The sequence below is a fragment of the Streptomyces sp. NPDC048560 genome, from assembly GCF_040650955.1.
Lineage (GTDB): Bacteria > Actinomycetota > Actinomycetes > Streptomycetales > Streptomycetaceae > Streptomyces.
In genome coordinates, this window is record NZ_JBEZIJ010000011.1 from 304,067 (window position 1) to 323,973 (window position 19,907).

14 protein-coding genes are annotated in these 19,907 nt (G+C 69.8%); 9 read left to right on the forward strand and 5 right to left on the reverse strand.

Annotation, left to right across the window (positions count from 1 at the left end; genetic code table 11):
• Positions 1 to 40: 40 nt before the first annotated feature.
• A complete protein-coding gene (locus AB0C82_RS28310) occupies positions 41 to 1,519 on the forward strand; it encodes a S28 family serine protease (protein ID WP_362847104.1) in 1,479 nt (492 codons plus the stop codon).
• A 96-nt stretch (positions 1,520 to 1,615) separates the two neighbouring features.
• Here the strand turns inward: AB0C82_RS28310 and AB0C82_RS28315 are convergent, their stop codons facing one another.
• Together AB0C82_RS28315 and AB0C82_RS28320 are read right to left on the reverse strand one after the other, a co-directional pair.
• Positions 1,616 to 3,445 carry a glycoside hydrolase family 3 protein gene (locus AB0C82_RS28315; RefSeq protein WP_362847105.1) on the reverse strand — a complete coding sequence of 610 codons (1,830 nt, stop codon included), beginning with the start codon at positions 3,443 to 3,445 and terminating at the stop codon, positions 1,616 to 1,618.
• A 121-nt stretch (positions 3,446 to 3,566) separates the two neighbouring features.
• Positions 3,567 to 4,493, reverse strand: coding sequence for a LysR family transcriptional regulator (locus AB0C82_RS28320; RefSeq protein ID WP_362847107.1), 927 nt, complete (start codon positions 4,491 to 4,493; stop codon positions 3,567 to 3,569).
• 202 nt (positions 4,494 to 4,695) lie between these two features.
• Between AB0C82_RS28320 and AB0C82_RS28325 the strand changes: the two genes are divergently transcribed.
• Entirely contained in the window at positions 4,696 to 5,601 is a 906-nt protein-coding gene (locus tag AB0C82_RS28325) for an EamA family transporter (protein ID WP_362847109.1), read from the forward strand.
• A gap of 21 nt (positions 5,602 to 5,622) precedes the next feature.
• Here the strand turns inward: AB0C82_RS28325 and AB0C82_RS28330 are convergent, their stop codons facing one another.
• Together AB0C82_RS28330 and AB0C82_RS28335 are read right to left on the reverse strand one after the other, a co-directional pair.
• Positions 5,623 to 6,411: a sugar phosphate isomerase/epimerase family protein gene (locus AB0C82_RS28330; RefSeq protein ID WP_362847111.1), complete on the reverse strand. Its 789-nt coding sequence runs from the start codon at positions 6,409 to 6,411 to the stop codon at positions 5,623 to 5,625.
• Between the two features lie 65 nt (positions 6,412 to 6,476).
• On the reverse strand, positions 6,477 to 7,571 hold the full coding sequence (locus tag AB0C82_RS28335; RefSeq protein WP_362847113.1) for a LacI family DNA-binding transcriptional regulator: 1,095 nt from the start codon (positions 7,569 to 7,571) through the stop codon (positions 6,477 to 6,479).
• A gap of 111 nt (positions 7,572 to 7,682) precedes the next feature.
• Between AB0C82_RS28335 and AB0C82_RS28340 the strand changes: the two genes are divergently transcribed.
• From AB0C82_RS28340 to AB0C82_RS28370, 7 genes are all read left to right on the forward strand, one after another.
• Positions 7,683 to 8,834 (forward strand): Gfo/Idh/MocA family oxidoreductase, encoded by a 1,152-nt coding sequence (locus AB0C82_RS28340; protein WP_362847115.1) that lies wholly within the window; start codon positions 7,683 to 7,685, stop codon positions 8,832 to 8,834.
• Positions 8,831 to 9,973 (forward strand): dihydrodipicolinate synthase family protein, encoded by a 1,143-nt coding sequence (locus AB0C82_RS28345; RefSeq protein ID WP_362847117.1) that lies wholly within the window; start codon positions 8,831 to 8,833, stop codon positions 9,971 to 9,973. Before AB0C82_RS28340 ends, AB0C82_RS28345 begins: the two co-directional genes overlap by 4 nt.
• Positions 9,970 to 10,800: a sugar phosphate isomerase/epimerase family protein gene (locus AB0C82_RS28350; RefSeq protein ID WP_362847119.1), complete on the forward strand. Its 831-nt coding sequence runs from the start codon at positions 9,970 to 9,972 to the stop codon at positions 10,798 to 10,800. Before AB0C82_RS28345 ends, AB0C82_RS28350 begins: the two co-directional genes overlap by 4 nt.
• Before the next feature lie 474 nt (positions 10,801 to 11,274).
• Entirely contained in the window at positions 11,275 to 12,246 is a 972-nt protein-coding gene (locus AB0C82_RS28355) for a DNA adenine methylase (protein WP_362847121.1), read from the forward strand.
• A gap of 88 nt (positions 12,247 to 12,334) precedes the next feature.
• Positions 12,335 to 13,042: a hypothetical protein gene (locus tag AB0C82_RS28360; RefSeq protein ID WP_362847123.1), complete on the forward strand. Its 708-nt coding sequence runs from the start codon at positions 12,335 to 12,337 to the stop codon at positions 13,040 to 13,042.
• Positions 13,043 to 13,162: 120 nt separating this feature from the next.
• The gene (locus AB0C82_RS28365; protein WP_362847125.1) at positions 13,163 to 15,394 is read left to right on the forward strand and encodes an ATP-dependent RecD-like DNA helicase; all 2,232 of its coding nucleotides are present in this window, start codon (positions 13,163 to 13,165) and stop codon (positions 15,392 to 15,394) included.
• Positions 15,395 to 15,592: 198 nt separating this feature from the next.
• Positions 15,593 to 16,891 carry a citrate synthase gene (locus AB0C82_RS28370; protein ID WP_362847127.1) on the forward strand — a complete coding sequence of 433 codons (1,299 nt, stop codon included), beginning with the start codon at positions 15,593 to 15,595 and terminating at the stop codon, positions 16,889 to 16,891.
• Positions 16,892 to 17,422: 531 nt separating this feature from the next.
• On the opposite strand, the gene AB0C82_RS28375 is transcribed toward AB0C82_RS28370, so the two are convergent.
• Positions 17,423 to 19,759, reverse strand: a complete 2,337-nt coding sequence (locus tag AB0C82_RS28375) for a heavy metal translocating P-type ATPase (RefSeq protein ID WP_362847129.1) — start codon at positions 19,757 to 19,759, stop codon at positions 17,423 to 17,425.
• Positions 19,760 to 19,907: the final 148 nt, after the last annotated feature.

Consider the following 19,907-nt stretch of genomic DNA (forward strand, 5'->3'; position numbering starts at 1 on the left):
CTAGGTTCACGGCGAATGTCGTGAATCAAGGGGAGGGTGAATGCGCAAGGCGCTCAGAGGGGTTCTGTCGCTCGCGGTGCTCATAGGCACCGTCAGTGCGACGGGGGCCTCGGCCGGTGCGGCCACCGCCGCGGAACCGACCGCGACGCAGAGCAGCACGATCAGCAGCGACGCAAGCAGCGAGGACATCAAGGACCGCATCCTGGCCATCCCGGGGATGAGTCTGATCGAGGAGAAGCCGTATCCCGGATACCGCTACTTCGTCCTCAACTACACCCAGCCGGTGGACCACCGGAACCCGTACAAGGGCACGTTCCAGCAGCGCATCACGCTGCTGCACAAGGACACGAGCCGGCCGACGGTCTTCTTCACCAGCGGCTACAACGTCTCCACCAACCCCAGCCGCAGTGAGCCGACGCAGATCATCGACGGCAACCAGGTCTCGCTGGAGTACCGCTTCTTCACCCCGTCCCGACCGGCGCCCGCCGACTGGTCGAAGCTGGACATCTGGCAGGCCGCCAGTGACCAGCACCGGGTCTTCAAGGCGCTGAAGAAGCTCTACACGAAGAACTGGCTGACCACGGGCGGCTCCAAGGGCGGCATGACCGCCACCTACTTCGAGCGCTTCTACCCGAAGGACATGGACGGCGTCGTCGCCTACGTCGCGCCCAACGACGTGGTGAACAAGGAGGACTCGGCGTACGACCGGTTCTTCGAGAACGTCGGTACCCAGGACTGCCGCGACCGGCTGGCCGGGGTGCAGCGCGAGGCGCTCGTCCGCCGCGAGCCGCTGGAGAAGAAGTTCGAGGCGTTCGCCGCCGAGAACGGCTACACCTTCAACACCGTCGGCACGCTGGACAAGGCGTACGAGGCCGTCGTCATGGACTACGTCTGGGCCTTCTGGCAGTACAGCCTCGTCTCCGACTGCGAGGCCGTCCCGGCCGACGCGGCCAACGCCACCGACGAGGCGATCTGGGACTCCGTCGACGGCATCTCCGGCTTCGCGGCGTACGCCGACCAGGGCCTGGAGCGGTACACGCCGTACTACTACCAGGCGGGCACCCAGCTCGGAGCGCCGGACATCAAGCAGCCGTGGCTCGGCGGCCTCAGCCGGTACGGCTACCAGCCGCCGCGCACCTTCGTGCCGCGTGACATCCCGATGACGTTCCAGCCGTCGGCGATGCGGGACGTGGACAGCTGGGTGCGGCACAACGCCACCCGGATGATGTACGTCTACGGCGAGAACGACCCGTGGGGTGCGGAGCCCTTCCGCCTCGGCGCGGGCGCCCGCGACAGCTACGTCTACACCGCGCCGGGCGCCAACCACGGCGCCAGGGTGTCGGGTCTCGTCGCCGACGAGAAGGCCGAGGCCGTCGCGGCCATCCTGCGCTGGGCCGGGGTCGCTCCGGCGGCCGTGCAGGCCGACCCGTCGAAGGCGAAGCCGCTCGCCCCGTACGACGCCCGTCTGGACAAGCGGGACGTGGACACCCAGCGGGGCCAGGGAATGCTGCGTCCGTGACGCCCTGACACCGAAGGGGGCTGCGCCCGCCGGGTTCCGTACAGCGAACCCGGCGGGCGCAGCCCCTCGGTATGTCCCGGCGCCCCGGTGACCCGGCTAGTAGGAGAGTCCGTAGCCGACCGGGTGGAGCACCTGCGTGGGATCGTCCGCCCGCTGGACGGGCACCGGCAGCTTGCCCTCGGGGCGGGCGACGCCCGCGATGACCCGTACGGCCGCCCGCAGTTCGACATCCGTCCAGGAGTACGTGGCGAGGCTGGCCGCGTATCCCGTGCCGGCGAGCCGGGCGATGTCGTACGGGTTGCGGATGGCGACGGCGATCACCGGTACGCCTGTCGCCGCGAGCGAGCTGACCAGGGTGCGCTGGGAGCTGGTCATCGAGACGTTGTACGTCCCCACGACCACGGCGTCCTTGCCCTGCGCCGCCGCGACCGCCTCGGCGATCTTCGCCTGGGTGGGGGCGGTGCCGGTGGACAGCGCGGTCGCGCTGAACCCGAGCTCGACGAAGGCCGCTGCGAGGGTGCCGGTCGGCGGGCCGGTCGTGCCGGACGGCGAGGCCGGATCGGCGCCGACCACCAGGATGTTCCTGTGGGAGCGGCGGGAGAGCGGGAGCAGCGAACCGGAGTTGGCGAGCAGCGTGGTGGTGTGCTCGGCGATCCGGTCGGCTGCGGCGAGGTGCGCGGGGATGCCGACGACCCTGTCCACGCCCCGGCGGCTGACGTACGGGTCGCGGAACAGCCCGAGCTTCGCCTTCAGCCGCAGGATGCGAAGGATCGACTCCTCGATCCGTGCCTCGCTGATCTCCCCGCTCTTCACGGCCGCCAGGACGGCGTTCCAGGCGACGGCGAGGTTCGGGGGGTTCAGCAGCTGGTCGACCCCCGCCTTGAGCGCGAGCACGGGTACCCGGTCGTCGCCGTACTTCGTGCGCACCCCCTCCATGTTCAGCGCGTCGGTGACCACGACGCCGTCGTAGCCCAGCTCCTCGCGCAGCACTCCGGTGAGGATCGGGTGCGAGAGCGTCGCCGGGTCCTCCGAGGCGTCGAGCGCGGGGACGACGATGTGCGCGGTCATGATCGAGTCGATGCCCGCAGCGATCGCCGCCCGGAACGGCGGGGCGTCCAGCTCCTCCCACTGCTCACGGGTGTGGTGGATGTACGGGATGCCGGTGTGGCTGTCCGTGTTGGTGTCGCCGTGGCCGGGGAAGTGCTTGGCCGTGGCGGCGATCCCGGCGCTCTGATACCCCTTCACCTGCGCGGCGACCAGACCGGCCACCGACTGCGGGTCGGAGCCGAAGGAGCGCACGCCGATCACGGGGTTGGCCGCGTTGACGTTGACGTCGGCGTCCGGGGCGTAGTTCTGCCGGATCCCTATGGCGGCCAGTTCGGCGCCCGCGATCCGGCCCGCGAGCCGGGCGTCGGAGAGCGAACCGCCCGCACCCAGCGCCATCGCGCCGGGCATCAGCGTGGCGGGTTCGCCGACCCGGCAGACGATGCCGTGCTCCTGGTCGGTGGAGATCAGCAACGGCACGGGAGTGCGCCCGCCGAGCCCGGCCCGCTGGATGCCGTTGGAGAGCTCGGCGATCTGGTGCGGGTCACGGGTGTTGTGCGCCCAGGCGAAGTAGATGATTCCGCCGACGTGGTACGTCGAGACCAGCTCGGCCGCCGTGCGCACCCCGATCTCGGTGAGGTTGGCGTCGATGTCGGCCTGGTCGGGATCGGTGGCGGAGTGGCCGTACACCCGCATCACGAAGAGCTGGCCGACTTTCTCCTCCAGACTCATTCCGGAGACGAGCCGTCGGAGGCGGTCGTGCGTGGCGGCGCTGACGGACTCCTCGGCGGCGGCGCCGGGGGCGACTGCGCCTGTCGCGGCTGCTGCGGCGGTGACCGCTGCGGCGGTGAGGAGGGCGCGTCGGGAGGTGCGGTGGTGCACGTGAGCTCCTTCCGGTACTGAAAGAAACTTCCAAGACTGTACGGATATATGGAAAGTAACTACCAGTCAAGGGGACGGCCCGAGAAAGCCGCCCGCTTGCCGTGAAGTCACCGTCTTGTCCTCAATCGGCCGACGGGCCCGCCTGCAGACCTGCCGCCGCGCCCCGTACCCGCAACGCCTCCACCGCCGCCCTGATCGCCGGCCGCCGCGCGGCCTCCGTGCGCCACAGCGCGTACAGCCGCCGCACCGGTACGGGATCGAGCCGCACCGCCAGCACGCCCGCCGGCAGCGGCCCCCGCCCCAGCCGGGGGATCATCGCGACACCGAGCCCGGCGGCGACCAGGGCCAGCTGGGTGTGGTTCTCCTCGGCCTGGTGCCTGATGTCCGGCTCGTACCCCGCCGCTCGCAACGTCCGTACGAGCCAGTCGTGGCAGACCGTCCCCGGCGGCTGGCAGATCCACCGCTCCATGGCCAGCTCCGAGCGCCGGACCGCCGTGCGCCCGGCCAGCGGATGGCCCTCCGGCACCAGCAGATCGCACCGGTCGTCCCCGATCACGGCCTGGGCGACCCCTTCCGGGGCGGGCAGCGGGGCGATGTCCCAGTCGTGCGCGACCGCCAGGTCGATCACGCCCTTGGCCACCAGGTCGACCGACAGATGCGGATCGACCTCGGTCAGCCGGGCCTCCAGCGCCGGATGCTCCCGGTCCAGTTCCGCCAGGACGCCGGGCAGCAGGCCGCGCGCCGCCGAGGCGAACGCGCCGATGGACAGCCGCCCCGTGGGCTGCCCTCTGCGCTCCTCCATCGTCGTCTCGGCCTGCTCGACGATCGCGAGCAACTGCTGTGCGGTGGAGGCCAGATGGATCGCCTCCTCGGTCAGGGCGATGCCCCGCCCGCGCCGTTCGAGCAGCGTCGTGCGGGTCTCCCGCTCCAGCTTGGTGATCTGCTGCGAGACGGCCGAGGGGGTGTAGCCGAGCGCGGCGGCCGCACCCGCGACGGAACCGTGGACGGAGATCGCGTGCAGGGCGCGCAGCCGGGAGAGATCGAGCACCGGAAACCTCGCAGACCGGAGGGACGCGCGAGCGGAGAGCGCGTGGGCGGAGAACGCGGACGCGTGAGTCGAGAACGCGGACGCGTGAGTCGAGAACACGGACGCGCGTGAGTCGAGAACACGGACGCGTTAGCAACGCTCAATTGCACCATGAAGAAATCCGCGCTGGTGCTACACGGTCCGTGCGTCCGATGCTCGGTCCATGCGTCCCCTCCACATCGCCCTGGCCGCGCTGGTCGCCGCCGTCTGGGGTCTGAACTTCGTCGTCATCGAGATCGGCCTCGGCCACTTCCCGCCGCTGCTCTTCTCCGCCCTGCGCTTCCTCGTCGCGGCCCTGCCCGCGGTGTTCCTCGTCGGGCGGCCGAAGGTCGCCTGGAAGTGGATCATCGGCGTCGGCCTGGCCCTCGGGGTGGCGAAGTTCGGGCTGCTCTTCGTCGGCATGGACCAGGGGATGCCCGCCGGTCTCTCCTCGCTCGTCCTCCAGGTCCAGGCCGTCTTCACCGTGCTCTTCGCCGCCGTCGCACTGGGCGAACGGCCGGGACGGGTGAGGATGCTGGGGATGGCCGTCGCACTCGCCGGTATCGGGGTCGCGGCGGTCGACGAAGGGGCGGGCGGGCCCGTGCTCGCGTTCGTCCTCGTGATCGCGGCAGCGGCCTGCTGGGGCGTGTCGAACGTCCTGACCCGCAAGGCGGCTCCGTCCGACCCCCTCAACTTCATGGTGTGGGTGTCGACCGTGCCCGTCCTGCCGCTGCTGGGCCTCTCCCTCCTCTTCGAGGGCTGGGACCGCGACGCCGAGGCGCTCGCGGCCCTGGAGTGGAGCGGCGTCGGCAGCATCGTCTACGTGGCCTGGGTCGCGACGGTCCTCGGGTTCGGGGCCTGGGGCTTCCTGCTGCGCCACCACCCGGCCTCGTCCGTCGCCCCGTTCACCCTGCTCGTACCGGTCTTCGGCATGTCCTCGGCCGCGCTGCTGCTCGACGAGTCGGTGAGCCCGCTTCGGTGGTGCGCGGCGGCCCTGCTGGTCGGCGGGGTGGCCCTGACTTCCCTGGCCGGAGTGCGCCGCACCCGCGCCGTGCCGGAGGCGCCCGTCGTGCGGCCGGAGCGGGTCTGAAACGCCGCTCCGGCGTCCGGCCTACTGCTTCGGCGCGCCCAGCCGCAGCAGGTGCTCACGCCCCGCGGACAGCAGCCCCGGCAGCTCCGCCGCCCCCGGGTGCCAGCGCTTCTCGTACTCCCAGCAGACCCAGCTGTCCGGGTCCAGGGTGTCCAGGCAGGGGCCCAGAGGCAGCACGCCCGCCCCGAGCGGCAGCGGTTCCTCGTCCTGCGCCGAGGCGACGTCCTTCACCTGTACGTAGCCGAGGTGCGGGGCCAGGACGGCGTGGCTGGCGGCCGGGTCCTCGCCCGCCAGCCAGGTGTGCATGACGTCCCACAGCGCGCCGATGTGCTTGTGCCCGACGGTCCCCACCACCCGGGCGGTGTCCGCGCCCGCGCGGTGCGAGTCATGGGTCTCCAGCAGGATGCGCACGTCGTGGTCGGCCGCGTGCGGAGCGGCGGCGCCGAGCCGGCGGGCGGCCGTCGCGTCGGCCGTCGCGGGATCCTGGCCGCCACCGCCGGGGAAGACCCGCACGTGCGGCGCGCCCAGGTCGCGGGCCAGCTCGACCAGCTGGGCGAGCTCGTCCAGCACCGGTCCGTCGGGGCCGTCGGCCGCCACACGGACGTAACCGGCGAGCGTCAGGATCTGCACCCCGCCGCGCCTGAACTCCTCGACGACGTGCGCCCGCTCGTCCGGTGACAGCCCCAGGTGGACGGGCTCCTCGGGGTGGGTGCGCAGTTCCACCCCCTGGTAGCCGTGCTCGGCGGCGAGCCGTACGACGTCGGCCACGGGCATCCCCGGCACTCCGAGGGTCGAGAAAGCGAGCTTCACGTGCGAGTTCCTTCGGTCGGTTCCGTTGATGCGTGTACGGATACCCGGGCCCGGGGGCGGAAACCTCAGCCCACCCGCGGCGGCGCCGTCGAACCCCGCACCATCAGTTCTGCCGCGATCGTCGCGATGCCGCCGGGCGGCGGTGTCTCCTTGCCCATCGCCAGGCGTCCGGCCCGCGCCCCGGCCTCGAACAGCGGCAGCCGTACGGTCGTCAGCGCGGGTACCGCGTCCACCGAGAACGGCAGGTCGTCGAAACCGGCCACCGACACGTCCTGCGGAATGCGCAGCCCCTGGTCGCGGATCGCGGCCCCGGCACCCAGCGCCACCGTGTCGTTGGCGGCGACGATCGCGGTCAGGCCCGGTTCGCGGCGCAGGAGTTCGAGCGTGGCCTCGTAGCCGGAGCGGCGGTCGTACGGGCCGTGGACGGTGAGGCGCTCCACGTCGGGGTGCCGGCCCGCCTCGCCCGCGTCCCCGTACAGCCCGGCGGCGCGCATCGCCTCGCGGTGGCCCTCCAGGCGGTGGCGCGTGGTCGTGCGCTCGCGGGGGCCCGCGACGTAACCGATCCGCCGGTGGCCGAGCGAGACGAGGTGTTCCGTGAGGCGCCGGCCGCCGCCCCGGTTGTCGAAGGCGAGGGAAGCGGCGACCGCCTCGCCGCCCGGCAGCGGGGGCCGCCCGCAGAAGACGATCCGGGTGCCCGCGTCCGCGAGCTTGGTCAGTTTCGCGGACATCGCGGCCTGGTGGACGGGGTCCTCCAGGGCGCCGCCGGTCAGGACCACGGCCGCCGCGCGCTGGCGCTGGAGCAGCGTGAGATAGGTCAGCTCGCGTGCTGGGGAGCCGCCCGTGTTGCAGACGACGGCGAGCTTCTCGCCACCCGCCCGGCCCGAACCGTCGCCCGGGCCGCCGATCTCGGACTGGGCCGCCCCCGCCATGATCCCGAAGAAGGGGTCGGCGATGTCGTTGACCAGGATGCCCACGAGGTCCGATGTGGCCGCGGCGAGCGAGCTGGCCGGCCCGTTGAGCACGTAGTCCAGGTCGTCCACCGCGCGCAGGACCCGCTCGCGCGTCGAAGCGGCTACCGGGTAGTTGCCGTTCAGTACGCGGGAGACGGTGGCCGGGGACACCCGGGCGCGAGCCGCCACATCCGCCAGGGTGACTGTCATCGCTTTCCTCCGAGGAGTAATCAGGGCGCCCCCTCTTGTCCGGGTCGCTGTCGGCAGGCTAGCGTCATACCGCATAGAAAGCGCTTGCTACGGCTGTATGGAGGGAACTTCGTGACACGCAGGACAGTGCGCATCGCCATGAACGGCGTCACGGGTCGCATGGGATACCGGCAGCACCTGGTGCGCTCGATCCTCGCGATCCGCGAGCAGGGTGGCCTCGATCTCGGCAACGGCGAGGTGCTGTGGCCCGAACCGGTGCTCGTCGGCCGCCGGGCCCACGCCCTGGAGGAGATGGCAGCGGAGCACGGTCTGACCGAGTGGTCGACCGACCTGGACGCGGTGCTCGCCGACGACAGCATCGACATCTACTTCGACGCCCAGGTCACCTCGGCCCGCGTCGAGGCGATCAAGAAGGCCATCGCGGCCGGCAAGCACATCTACACCGAGAAGCCCACCGCCACGGACGTCGAGGGCGCCCTCGACCTGGCCAGGCTCGCCCGTGACGCCGGCATCAAGCACGGTGTGGTCCAGGACAAGATCTTCCTGCCGGGCCTGGTGAAGCTGAAGCGCCTCATCGACGGCGGGTTCTTCGGCGACATACTGTCCGTGCGCGGCGAGTTCGGCTACTGGGTCTTCGAAGGCGACTGGCAGGACGCCCAGCGCCCCTCGTGGAACTACCGCGCCGAGGACGGCGGCGGCATCGTCGTCGACATGTTCCCGCACTGGGAGTACGTCCTGCACGAGCTGTTCGGCAAGGTGACGACCGTCCAGGCACACGTCCAGACGCACATCCCGCAGCGCTGGGACGAGCAGGGCAAGCCGTACGACGCCACCGCCGACGACGCCGCCTACGGCATCTTCCAGCTCGCGAGCGGCGCGGTCGCCCAGATCAACTCCTCCTGGACCGTGCGAGTCAACCGCGACGAGCTGGTCGAGTTCCAGGTGGACGGCACCCACGGCTCCGCCGTCGCCGGACTGCGCAACTGCCGCGTCCAGCACCGCTCGGCCACCCCCAAGCCGGTCTGGAACCCCGACCTCCCCGTCACCGAGTCGTTCCGCGACCAGTGGCAGGAAGTCCCCGACAACGCCGTCTTCGACAACGGCTTCAAGGCACAGTGGGAGCTCTTCCTGCGCCACATCGTGCTGGACGAGCCCTACACCTGGGACCTGATGGCAGGCGCGCGCGGCGTCCAGCTCGCCGAGCTCGGCCTGAAGTCCTCCGCCGAGGGCCGGCGCTTCGACGTGCCGGAGCTGACCCTGTGACGATCCACCTTCCCCAGGGGCCGTACGAGCCCCGAGCCACCCCCCTCGACCTGGCACCGGGCAAGGCCGCGCTCACCTCGCGCATCGTCTTCTCCGCAGCCCACGTCGTCGCCGATCCGTACGCCGACGTCAGCCCGGACGCACCGGCCGCCGTCGACTGGGACGCCACCCTCGCCTTCCGCCGCCATCTGTGGTCGCACGGCCTCGGCGTCGCCGAGGCCATGGACACCGCGCAGCGCGGCATGGGCCTGGACTGGGCGGGCGCGTCGGAGCTGATCCGGCGTTCGGCGGCCGAGGCCAGGGCGGTGGGCGGGCGCATCGCCTGCGGCGTGGGCACCGACCAGCTCACCGGTCCCGCGAGCCTCGCCGAGGTGCGCGCGGCGTACGAGGAGCAGCTCGCGCTCGTCGAGGAGAGCGGCGCCCAGGCCATCCTGATGGCCTCGCGCGCGCTCGCCGCGGCGGCGAAGGGGCCCGAGGACTACCTGGAGACGTACGCCCATCTCCTGCGCCAGGCGTCGGAACCGGTCGTCCTGCACTGGCTCGGCCCGATGTTCGATCCCGCGCTGGAGGGCTACTGGGGCAGTACGGACCTCGACGCGGCGACCGACACCTTCCTCAAGGTCATCGCGGAACACCCCGACAAGGTCGACGGCATCAAGATCTCGCTCCTCGACGCCGAGCGGGAGATCGATGTCCGGCGCCGCCTTCCCGGCGGAGTGCGCTGCTACACCGGCGACGACTTCAACTACCCGGAACTGATCGAGGGCGACGAGCGGGGCTTCAGCCACGCCCTGCTCGGCATCTTCGACCCCCTGGGCCCGCTGGCCGCCCACGCGGTCCGGGTCCTGGACACGGGCGACGCGAAGGGGTTCCGTGAACTCCTCGACCCGACGGTCGAGCTGTCCCGGCACCTGTTCCGGACGCCGACCCGCTTCTACAAGACGGGTGTCGTCTTCCTGGCCTGGCTGGCCGGGCACCAGGAGCACTTCACCATGGTCGGCGGCCTCCAGTCGGCGCGCTCGCTGCCGCACCTGGCCAAGGCGTACGAACTCGCCGACCGCCTGGGCCTGTTCCCCGATCCCCAGCTGGCCGAATCCCGGATGCGCGCGCTGCTGACGGTCCACGGAGGAGCACGATGAGCGGTCTCGGACGGCTGAGCATCAACCAGGAGACCATCAAGCAGTGGTCCCTGCCCGAGCTGGCGGAGGGCTGCGTCAAGGCGGGCATCGACAAGGTCGGCCTGTGGCGGGCCCCGGTCCAGGAGTACGGGGTCGAGCGCACCGCCCGCCTGCTCGCCGACGCGGGCCTCACCGTCACGAGCCTGTGCCGTGGCGGCTTCTTCACCGCACTCGACCCGGCGGAACGGGCCCGCGCCCTGGACGACAACCGGGCGGCGCTGGACGAGGCGGCCGGCCTGTCCACCGACACCCTGGTCCTGGTCTCCGGCGGCCTCCCGGCCGGCAGCCGCGACCTGCACGGCGCCCGCGAGCGCATCGCGGACGCCCTCGCCGAACTGGCCCCGTACGCGGCCGAGCGCGGCGTACGCCTGGCCATCGAACCGCTGCACCCGATGTTCGCCTCGGACCGCTGCGTCGTCTCCACGCTGTCCCAGGCCTTGGACATCGCCGAGCGCTTCCCCGCCGAGCAGGTCGGGGTGGTCGTCGACGCGTACCACGTCTGGTGGGACGACCAGGCGCCCGCCCAGATCGCCCGCGCGGGCGCGGGCGGACGCATCCACTCCTTCCAGCTCGCGGACTGGATCACCCCCCTTCCGGCCGGGGTCCTGCTGGGCCGCGGCCAACTGGGCGAGGGAAGCGTGGACTTCCGCGCTCTCAGGCACCAGGTCGAGGCCGCGGGCTTCACCGGGCCGATCGAGGTCGAGATCTTCAACGAGTCCCTGTGGGCCCGAGACGGCTCCGAGGTCCTCGCCGAGGTGGCCGCCCGGTACCTGGAACACGCCTGCTGAGAGGCCCGGGAACGACCAAAGGTAAAGAGATCGTCAAGGGGTGCAACCTTTACGTACCTTGCCTGGTCGTACTCGGCGTCGGGGCTTCTGGGGAGGGGTCCGGGGGGACGGGAAGACCCGACGGGGAGGGGAAAGCGAGGGGGTCCGGCCGCGAGGCCGGGCCCCGTTCCGCTTTCCGGTGCGTCGGCGGCCCGGTCGTCGCGACCGCGCGGGGGTACGCCGTGGCGATGTCAGCACGTTGCGGCGGACCCTGTCGGACCGGCCGGAGTCCTCGGCCGGTCGTGGCCTGCCCGCCTGCCTGCCTACGCCGAGCCGAGGAAGGCGATCATCGGGCGGAATCCGCTGACGTTAATTGCCGAGTTCATTTCTCGTGCTTTGTATTGCGATTGCGATTAGCGAATCAAGGTTCTTTGGCCGCGGTGAGTAATTAGCTTGGTTCAGGGCTTCTAATCGCGACCTGGTAAGCTGCGCCGGGTGACCCTCGCCGATACGTCCGCACACACCCGGATGCCCTGGAAGTCCGCCGGGGTCCGAACGATCCCGCAGGCCTTTCCGTACCAGGGGAGTAAGCGGGCACTCGCAGGCCAGATCCTCTCGCTCTTCCCTCAGGAAGGCAGTCCCAGGCTGGTGGAGCCGTTCGCGGGTTCGGCGGCGATCTCTGTTGCGGCGCTGCACTACAAGCTCGCGGACGCGGCTTACATCTCGGACGTCAACGAGCCGCTCATGGGTTTGTGGAAGCTCATCATCGCGGAGCCGCAGCACCTCATCGCTGAGTACACCCGCATGTGGAACGAACAGCTGGACGACCCCCGCGCTTACTTCCTGGAAGCGCGAGACAAGTTCAACGCGGGTAAGCAACCGGAGATTCTCCTCTACCTGCTGTGCCGGTGTGTGAAGGCAGCTGTTCGCTACAGCCAGAAAACGGGCGACTTCAATCAGGGTGCGGATCACCGGCGTCTGGGGGCGAAGCCGAGCAACATGGCGGAACGCATCAGTCGGGCTTCCGTCATCATGCAGGGTTCGACCGTGGCGACCTCCGCCTATCAGGATCCGCTGGTCAATGCTTCCCGTGACGAGCTGGTGTACATGGACCCGCCCTATCAGGGCACGAGTGACGTGTCCGACCACCGTTACCTGAAGGGTCTCCAGCGCGAGGCGTTCAGCGAGGTGCTTCAGCAGGCGGTGGACAACAAGGTGTCCTTCATCGTTTCGTACGACGTGGTGACCGATGACGAGAAGTACGGCTCCGCTCTGCCGGCCGAGCTCGGACTCACTCATCGCCACGTCGTCGCGGGTGTGTCGTCGCAGGCGACACTCATGGGTCAGAAGCGGATGACCACCGAGTCCCTGTACATCTCGCCGGCGCTCGTGCAACGTCTCGGCGGCGCTGATGCGATCGACGGCCGTCTCGGGTCGGCCCCGGCTGCCGAAGCGGCGCTCTTCTAGCCATCCGGCGGGAGCGCGGCGTGATCAGCGGCCGATCGTCTCCCTGACTCCTCCCGGCAGGCGGCTTCCTTCAACTACGGTTGCAGCCATGCCCGATGAAGCTCCTGCTCCACTCAGCGAAGACCAGATCGCTTGGTTGCGCCAACTCACCATGTCCAAGCGAGCCGCCCTGGTGCGCGACCACATCCTTGAGCACGGCTCCGTCACGACGCGCAAGCTTGCGGAGCTCGGTTACAGCCATCCGCCTCGCGCGGCGCGCGACTTGAAGGATGCGGGAGCCGGGGTTGTCACCGTCATGGTCAAGGGGCCGGACGGTCGGCGTATGGCGAGCTACGCGTTCAACGGGACGGCCAACCAGAACGGTGCCGGCCGCGTGGTCATTCCCAAGCGGTTCGCCGACGATCTGAAAAGGGCCCATTCCTACAGATGTGCCATCTGTGCAGGCACATTTGCCGGGCGTGAACTGCAATGCGACCACCGAGTGGCCTTTGCCATCGCGGGTGACAAGCCAGTCATGGTCGAAGAAGACTTCATGCCGATCTGCGCCTCGGACAACCGTGCGAAATCCTGGTCCTGTGAACACTGTCCGAACTGGGAAACAAAGGACGCGGAAACCTGTAAGTCGTGCTTCTGGGCCCACCCGGAAAACTATTCTCATGTCGAGATGCGTCCGGAACGGCGTATCAATCTGACATTTCAGGGTGACGAGGCGGAGATAGCCGACGCGCTCAAGGCTTATGCGGTCGAAGCCGGTATTTCGCTTGCCGAGGCGGCAAAGCGAAAGCTTGCGGAGTGACGAGTGAGTGAAATTCGCGGACATGGATCCGCCCGCGGGAGGTCCCTCTGTCGCAGCCGACGTGAGTCGTCATCGCCTGCTTGCTCTCCTGCTGTCAGCCGCGACCGGTAGCGTCGGCGCATGTCCAACATGGCCGTCCTCGAAGGCGTACTTGAGCGGATCACCTACGCCAACGAGGAGAACGGGTACACCGTCGCCCGCGTCGACACCGGGCGCGGCGCGGGCGACCTCCTCACGGTGGTCGGCTCGCTGCTCGGGGCGCAGCCCGGCGAGTCACTGCGCATGGAGGGCCGCTGGGGTTCGCATCCGCAGTTCGGCAAGCAGTTCACCGTCGAGAACTACACGACGATCCTGCCCGCCACCATCCAGGGAATCCGCCGCTACCTCGGCTCCGGCCTGATCAAGGGCATCGGCCCCGTCATGGCCGACCGGATCACCACCCACTTCGGCGTCGACACCCTCGACGTCATCGAGCAGGAGCCGAAGCGGCTGGTCGAGGTCCCCGGGCTCGGCCCGAAGCGGACGAAGATGATCGCCGCGGCCTGGGAGGAGCAGAAGGCGATCAAGGAGGTCATGGTCTTCCTCCAGACCGTCGGCGTCTCCACCTCCATCGCCGTCCGCATCTACAAGAAGTACGGTGACGCCTCGATCTCCGTCGTGAGGAACCAGCCCTACCGGCTGGCCGCCGACGTCTGGGGCATCGGCTTCCTCACCGCCGACAGGATCGCCCAGTCCGTCGGCATACCCCACGACAGCCCGGAGCGGGTCAAGGCCGGCCTGCAGTACGCCCTGTCGCAGTCCACCGACCAGGGGCACTGCTTCCTCCCCGAGGAGCGGCTCATCGCCGACGCCGTGAAGCTGCTCCAGGTCGATACGGGACTGGTCATCGACTGCCTCGCGGAACTCGCCGAGGACCCGGAGGGGGTCGTGCGGGAGAAGGTGCCCGGGCCGGAGGACGGGCAGCCGGTCACCGCCGTCTACCTGGTGCCCTTCCACCGCGCCGAAATCGCCCTCGCCGCCCAGGTCCAGAGGCTGCTGAGGACGCCTGAGGACCGGATGCCGTCCTTCCAGGACGTGGACTGGGACAAGGCGCTGGCCTGGCTGGCGCAGCGGACGGGGGCCACGCTGGCGCCCGAGCAGGAGGCGGCGGTCCGGCTCGCGCTGAGCCGCAAGGTGTCCGTCCTCACCGGCGGCCCGGGCTGCGGCAAATCGTTCACCGTCCGCTCGGTCGTCGAACTGGCCCGGGCCAGGAAGGCGAAGGTGGTGCTGGCCGCCCCCACCGGGCGCGCGGCGAAACGGCTCTCGGAGCTGACGGGCGCCGAGGCGTCCACCGTGCACCGGCTGCTCGAACTGAAGCCGGGCGGGGACGCGGCGTACGACAGGGACCGCCCCCTCGACGCCGATCTGGTCGTCGTCGACGAGGCGTCGATGCTCGATCTCCTGCTTGCCAACAAGCTCGTGAAGGCGGTGGCACCCGGTGCCCACCTCCTGCTGGTGGGTGACGTGGATCAGCTCCCCTCCGTCGGCGCGGGGGAGGTGCTGCGCGATCTGCTCTCCGAGGGAAGCCCGGTGCCCGCCGTCCGGCTGACCACGATCTTCCGCCAGGCGCAGCAGTCCGGTGTCGTCACCAACGCCCACCGGATCAACTCGGGGCTGCCCCCGCTCACCCAGGGGCTCTCCGACTTCTTCCTCTTCGTGGAGGACGAGACCGAGGACGCGGGCGTGCTCGCGGTCGATGTCGCGGCCCGCCGCATTCCCGCCAAGTTCGGTCTGAACCCCCGCCGTGACGTGCAGGTTCTCGCGCCGATGCACCGCGGTCCCGCGGGCGCGGGGCATCTGAACGGCCTGCTCCAGCAGGCCATCACCCCGGGCCGCCCCGACCTGCCCGAGAAGCGGTTCGGCGGTCGGGTCTTCCGGGTCGGCGACAAGGTCACGCAGATCCGCAACAACTACGAGAAGGGGGAGAACGGTGTCTTCAACGGCACGGTCGGCGTCGTCACCTCACTTGACGCGGACGAGCAGAAGCTGACCGTCCTCACGGACGAGGACGAGGAGATTCCGTACGATTTCGACGAGCTCGACGAGCTGGCCCACGCCTACGCCATGACGATCCATCGCTCCCAGGGGAGTGAGTACCCCGCGGTCGTCATTCCCGTGACCACGAGCGCCTGGATGATGCTCCAGCGGAACCTGCTCTACACGGCTGTGACCAGGGCGAAGAAGCTCGTCGTGCTGGTCGGGTCGCGCAAGGCGATCGGGCAGGCGGTCCGCACGGTTTCCGCAGGCAGACGCTGTACGGGACTGGATTTCCGGCTGCGGGGCGGGCCGGTCGAAGACTTCACACAAAAATGATCGATCAAATCGGTGGGAAACATCACGGAGGGCTTCCGGAACCGGATTCGAGGGGGCAGGATGAGTAAGTTGGCGGCACTCAGTGCCGCCAGTAGGTCCAATGGACGCCCCCGAGTGCACTCTCCTGAGCCAAATGGGGGAGGGTGGAAGACAGTCAGGGCACCTCGAAGAAGAGGCACTACGTCGGTGAGGGATGACGTGAGCGAGCACACCAGCAATGCTGTAGTACTGCGGTACGGCGATGACGAGTACACCTACCCGGTGATCGACAGCACCGTCGGCGACAAGGGCTTCGACATCGGGAAGCTCCGGGCCAATACCGGCCTGGTGACGCTGGACAGCGGATACGGCAACACCGCCGCGTACAAATCCGCCATCACCTATCTCGACGGTGAGCAGGGCATCCTGCGGTACCGCGGCTACCCGATCGAGCAGCTGGCGGAGGAGTCGACCTTCCTTGAGGTCGCCTACACGCTGATCAACGGTGAGCTTCCCAAGGCCGACGAGCTGTCGGACTTCAAGAACGAGATCACCCAGCACACGCTGCTGCACGAGGACGTCAAGCGGTTCTTCGACGGCTTCCCGCGTGACGCGCACCCGATGGCGATGCTGTCCTCGGTCGTCAGCGCGCTGTCCACGTTCTACCAGGACAGCCACAACCCGTTCGACGAGGAGCAGCGCCACCTCTCGACGATCCGGCTGCTGGCCAAGCTCCCGACGATCGCGGCGTACGCGTACAAGAAGTCGATCGGTCACCCGTTCGTCTACCCGCGCAACGACCTCGGCTATGTCGAGAACTTCCTGCGGATGACGTTCTCGGTCCCGGCCCAGGAGTACGTGCCGGACCCGGTCGTCGTCTCGGCGCTGGAGAAGCTCCTCATCCTGCACGCGGACCACGAGCAGAACTGTTCGACCTCCACCGTGCGTCTGGTCGGCTCCTCGCAGGCGAACATGTTCGCCTCGATCTCCGCCGGTATCTCGGCGCTGTGGGGCCCGCTGCACGGTGGCGCCAACCAGTCGGTCCTGGAGATGCTCGAAGGCATCCAGGCCAACGGTGGCGACGTCGACTCCTTCATCAACAAGGTGAAGAACAAGGAGGACGGCGTCCGCCTGATGGGCTTCGGCCACCGGGTGTACAAGTCCTTCGACCCGCGCGCCAAGATCATCAAGGCCGCGGCCCACGACGTGCTGTCCTCGCTCGGCAAGTCCGACGAGCTGCTGGACATCGCGCTCAAGCTGGAGGAGCACGCGCTCTCCGACGAGTACTTCGTCTCGCGCAACCTCTACCCGAACGTGGACTTCTACACCGGCCTGATCTACCGGGCCATGGGTTTCCCGAGCGAGATGTTCACCGTGCTCTTCGCGATCGGACGGCTGCCGGGCTGGATCGCCCAGTGGCACGAGATGATCAAGGAGCCGGGATCGCGCATCGGCCGCCCGCGCCAGATCTACACCGGCGAGGTCCTGCGCGACTTCGTCCCGGTCGAGGGTCGCTGACCCCGGTCCTCCGCAGAGCTTTCCGGTACGACTGACTCTGCCGCACCTGGCCCTCCCTCGGGCCGTCTGTCTTCGCCCCGCGTACCGCGCTTTCGCACAGAGCGCGGTGTCCGGGGCGATTCGGCGTTTCAGGGGCGGTTTCAGGGGGCGTGGTAGCGGGCCCCGGCGGGAGAAAGCGAGAAGCGCCCCGCCGCCGATCCCCCCACGGGTCGACGTACAGGGCGCTTCCCTTGTCCCGGAGCGGATTCCCCCCACGGGATCCGGCCGGGCGTCTGTGCGGAGCCGAGGCTCCGGGTGTCGCGCTGGTCGTGCGTATTCGGTTGGATGCGGGCCGGCGTTCCGCCGGGGTACGTACGGGAGGGCCGCTCAAAGCTCCCCGAGCACGTGCCCCGGCCAACGCTAGCCATGGAGCGTCCCCCAAGACACTCCATCGGATGTCCCCCAAGACATCCTTGGCATCGCACTCTAAGACTCTCGAACCCCTCAGATGGTTACCCCAAATGCAGTGTGATCTAGATCTCGTTGTGGAAATTACGTGAAGGAGCGCAGCCGGAGGCTGTTCGTCACCACGAAGACGGACGAAAAAGCCATGGCCGCGCCCGCGATCATGGGGTTGAGCAGGCCGAATGCAGCGAGCGGCAGGGCGGCCACGTTGTAGCCGAACGCCCAGAACAGGTTGCCCCTGATGGTGACGAGCGTGCGGCGGGAGAGCCGGATGGCATCGGCGGCGACCTTGAGATCTCCACGAACGAGCGTCAGGTCGCTCGCCTCGATCGCTGCGTCCGTGCCCGTGCCCATCGCCAGGCCGAGGTCGGCGGTGGCGAGAGCGGCCGCGTCGTTGACGCCGTCGCCGACCATGGCGACCGTCCGGCCCTCGGCCTGAAGCCGCCGGATCAGGTCCACCTTCTCCTCGGGGAGCACCTCCGCGTAGACCTCGTCGATCCCGGTCGTACGGGCCACGGCGTCTGCCACGGCCCGGTTGTCCCCGGTCAGGAGTACGGGCCGCAGCCCCAGGGCGCGCAGGTCCGCGACGGCCGCCGCACTGCCGTCCTTGATCGCGTCGGCGACTTCGAGGACCGCCCGAGCCTCTCCGTCCCAGGCCACCGCGATGGCCGTACGGCCCCGCTCCGCCGCGCCCGCCATGGCGTCGGCCAGGCCGCGCGGCAGCTCGATCCCGGCGTCGCTGAGCAGCTTCGGGCGGCCGGCCAGCACCTGATGGCCCTCGACGGTTCCGCGCACGCCCAGGCCGGGGGCGTTGGCGAAGTCCTCGGGGGTGGGGAGTGCGGTGCCTGTGCGTTCCATGGCGCCCGCCGCGACGGCTTGGGCGATGGGGTGTTCGGAGGAGTGCTCCAGGGCGCCCGCGATTCGCAGGACGTCCGTTTCGGTGGTGCCTTCGGTGGTGTGGATGTCCAGCAGGGTCATGCGGCCGGTGGTGACGGTGCCGGTCTTGTCGAGGACGATCGTGTCGACGCGGCGGGTGGTCTCCAGGACTTCGGGGCCCTTGATGAGGATGCCGAGCTGGGCGCCGCGTCCGGTGCCGACCATGAGGGCGGTGGGTGTGGCGAGGCCGAGGGCGCAGGGGCAGGCGATGATCAGTACGGCGACCGCGGCGGTGAACGCGGCGGTGGCGTCGTCCGTGAGCAGGAGCCACGTGACGAGCGCGCCCAGGGCGATCAGGAGCACCGCGGGGACGAAGACGGCGGAGATGCGGTCGGCGAGGCGCTGGGCGGCGGCCTTGCCGTTCTGGGCGTCCTCGACGAGCCTGGCCATCCTGGCGAGCTGGGTGTCGGCGCCGACGCGGGTGGCCTCGACGACCAGCCGGCCGCCCGCGTTGACTGTGGCACCGGTGACCGGGTCGCCGACGGCCACGTCCACGGGGACGGATTCGCCGGTGAGCATCGAGGCGTCGACGGCGGACGAGCCCTCGACGACGGTGCCGTCGGTGGCGATCTTCTCGCCGGGGCGCACCACGAAACGGTCCCCGACGGCGAGTCGGCCGACCGGGACGCGTACCTCCGTACCGTTCCTGAGCACGGCGACGTCCTTGGCGCCGAGGTGCATCAGCGCACGCAGCGCCGAACCGGCCTTCCGCTTGGAGCGTGCCTCCAGATAGCGGCCCAGGAGGATGAAGGTGATCACGCCCGACGCCACCTCCAGATAGATCGTCGAGGCGGCGTCGGCGCGCGTGACGGTGAGATCGAGACCGTGCCGCATCCCGGGCATGCCCGCGTCCCCGAGGAACAGGGCCCACAGCGACCAGCCGAACGCCGCGAGTGTGCCGATCGAGACGAGGGTGTCCATGGTGACCGCCCCGTGCCGGAGGTTGGTCCAGGTGGCGCGGTGGAAGGGCAGCCCGCCCCAGACGACGACGGGGGCGGCGAGGGTGAGGGAGAGCCACATCCAGTTGTCGAACTGGAGGGCCGGGACCATGGCGAGCAGGACGACCGGGAGGGACAGCACGGCCGAGACGAGGAGGCGCTGCCGGAGCGCGGCGAGCGCGTCGGGAGCCCCGTTCTCCGTGGCGTCCCCGGCTCCTCCGGCCTCCGCGGCCCCATCCGCCTGCTCCGGCGCCTCCGCCTCCGCTTCCGGTGCTGCCGCGGGCGGTGGCGCCGGGGTCGGGCGGGGTACGGGGAGGGCCGTGTAGCCGGTCTTCTCGACCACGGCGACGAGGTCCGCCACCTCCGTGCCCTCGCCGAAGGAGACGTGGGCCTTCTCGGTCGCGTAGTTGACGGTGGCGGTCACGCCGTCCATGCGGTTGAGCTTCTTCTCGATGCGGGCCGCACACGAGGCGCAGGTCATCCCACCGATCGTGAGCTCGGTCTCGGAGAATTCCGCAGCCGGAACCTCGGCTGTCGTGGTGCTGGCCATGTCCGAACTCCTGGGTCACGCAGATCGGGCCGTACCCCACCAGTATCTGCTGGCAGGTCCGGCCCGACGGCGTGGAGCGATGGTGCGGAGGGTGCAGGCGGTGCGGGTTGCGCCGGTGAAGCGGGTGGTGCGGCGGAATTCGGCGGAG